Here is a 1,877-nt window from a genome sequence, read left to right as displayed (position 1 = left end):
GTGCTACCGGGGCTAACTATCACTTCTCGCCGCACACGCAAAACGGATCGAGCCGAGGTTTTCGAACGCAGATGCAGTTGCCGGCCTTTGATGCGCATCAAGGCATTGGACGCTGTCGAATGCAATTCATCCCGCATTCCATCGTTCAGCGAAAGGCGCCCGCAATGTCTTACAAGTCGATCATCGTCAACCTCGCCATCGATGCGCCTCCCGCACCTATTGTAAAACTGGGGATCGAGCTCGCGGAACGGTTTGGCGCCCGTCTCATCGGTCTGGCGGCTGCGGATGTTCCGCCCTTGGTCGCGACCGGCGACGGTATGGTCTACGAAGGCGCGGTCATGCAGATCCAGCACACCGAAATCGAAAAGCGGCTTGCCGAATTACGCGCCGAGTTCGAGAGGCTGCTTCCTGCATCGATCTTTAGCGAATGGGGCCAAGCTGTTTGCAGCCCAACCCGTTTCCTGAGCATTTCGGCTCGATCCGCCGATCTTATTGTCACCGGCAGCGAGAAGGGGGGAAATGTCTTCCGTGCAGTGGACGTCGGCAGTCTGGTACTTGGTATTGGGCGGCCAGTCCTGGTTGCCGCGAGCAATGTCGAGCCTGTCATGGCAAAAACCGTTCTTGTTGCCTGGAAGGACACCAGGGAAGCGCGGCGGGCGATAGCAGATGCGTTGCCCCTTCTGGCCACGGCCAACGAAGTCGTTATTGCCACAATGGATACCGACCGCGACAAGAGTATCCGCGACAGCCTTGCCGACGTCGCGGTCTTTCTCGAACATCACGGCATCATGGCAGGAACTGAGCTGATCGCCGGCGACCCAGACGGCGACAGGTTGCTGACTTTTGCGCGGTCGATCCATGCGGACCTGATCGTCTCGGGTGCCTATGGGCACAGCCGTCTGCGGGAATGGGCGTTCGGCGGGATAACCCGCTCGCTGATTGAGGAAAGCGGCATCAACCGCTTCATGTCGTATTGATGGGTGGACGCCCCAGCAGCCGAGTACGCGGCGGGGGGGCCAGGAACTTCACTCTACCCCTTTCGCCGCCTTGGCCCGGCGACGGCTCCGTCGGTTGATCGAGATCAAGTCGTCGGCTGCCTGCATGGCTATGAGTCTCATAAGGCAGGAGTGACCAAGATGAGCTTTCTCTACTACCTGATTTCAGTCGACGCCAGGGTCGCGTTGATGGGTCGCATGATACGCAAGCTGGGTGTCGACAGGCAGTTGAAAGTGGTGGCGGACCATGCAGCCGTCACCGATCGTGCGGTCAACCGCTGCCGATCCTGCGGCCATCAGGACGAATGCTCGACTTGGCTCGACCAAAACGAGCAAGCCGATGCTCCGCCAGACTATTGCCGCAACCGCGACCTGATCGCACGGCTACAACATGTGGCCGGACAGCGTTAGAACGTCGGGCGGCCAAGCACACATTTCGCCCCGGGAAATGGTGGTGCTAGCCCTTGGCTACGAGACCAGGATGACGGACAACGGCTCGGCGCAAAACAGATTGTCCTCAACGCCTTTAACGCCGGCTGCATTTTCGGCCGCGACGATTGCTGCCCGGCGCTCGCGCTCGTCGAAGATGGCGCCGTTCAGTTTTACGATCCCTTTGTCGACAGTGACATTGATCAGCTCATTTCGAGCCCATTTCTGCGCTGCAAGCTCCGCGACGATGCTCTGGCGTATCTGTTCGTTGTCAATGGCCATCGGGGTTGAGGCTGGCTGCATGTCAAGTAACGCACGAAGAAGATCGGAACGGGCAATCATTCCGACAACTTTATCGCCGTCGACGATCGGGACGCGTTTGATGCGGTGATGAGTCATCAACTCGACGACCTCGGCAAGCGATGCATTGGGGGATGCCGTGACGACGCTGTC

The 1,877-nt window shown here is 59.2% G+C and carries 3 protein-coding genes; 2 read left to right on the top strand and 1 reads right to left on the bottom strand.

Going from position 1 to position 1,877, the window contains the following annotated elements; translation table 11 throughout:
- The first annotated feature begins 164 nt into the window (after positions 1 to 164).
- Positions 165 to 977: a universal stress protein gene (locus EOA22_RS32000; protein ID WP_164756126.1), complete on the top strand. Its 813-nt coding sequence runs from the start codon at positions 165 to 167 to the stop codon at positions 975 to 977.
- A 159-nt stretch (positions 978 to 1,136) separates the two neighbouring features.
- Positions 1,137 to 1,406, top strand: a complete 270-nt coding sequence (locus EOA22_RS31995; protein ID WP_063170490.1) for a DUF6455 family protein — start codon at positions 1,137 to 1,139, stop codon at positions 1,404 to 1,406.
- Between the two features lie 57 nt (positions 1,407 to 1,463).
- Here the strand turns inward: EOA22_RS31995 and EOA22_RS31990 are convergent.
- Positions 1,464 to 1,877 (bottom strand): CBS domain-containing protein (locus tag EOA22_RS31990; protein WP_127390522.1); only part of this gene is annotated, 414 nt, incomplete at its 5' end.

The sequence above is a fragment of the Mesorhizobium sp. M7A.F.Ca.US.014.04.1.1 genome (assembly GCF_003998745.1).
Lineage (GTDB): Bacteria > Pseudomonadota > Alphaproteobacteria > Rhizobiales > Rhizobiaceae > Mesorhizobium > Mesorhizobium ciceri.
Note: the sequence above shows the minus strand (reverse complement) of the source record. Positions and strands in the feature narration are given on the sequence as shown.

What these genes read in the sequence shown, in the direction of transcription:
- EOA22_RS32000 (WP_164756126.1), top strand. Translation starts at nt 165, where the DNA reads ATGTCTTACAAGTCGATCATCGTCAACCTCGCCATCGATGCGCCTCCC.
- EOA22_RS31995 (WP_063170490.1), top strand. Translation starts at nt 1,137, where the DNA reads ATGAGCTTTCTCTACTACCTGATTTCAGTCGACGCCAGGGTCGCGTTG.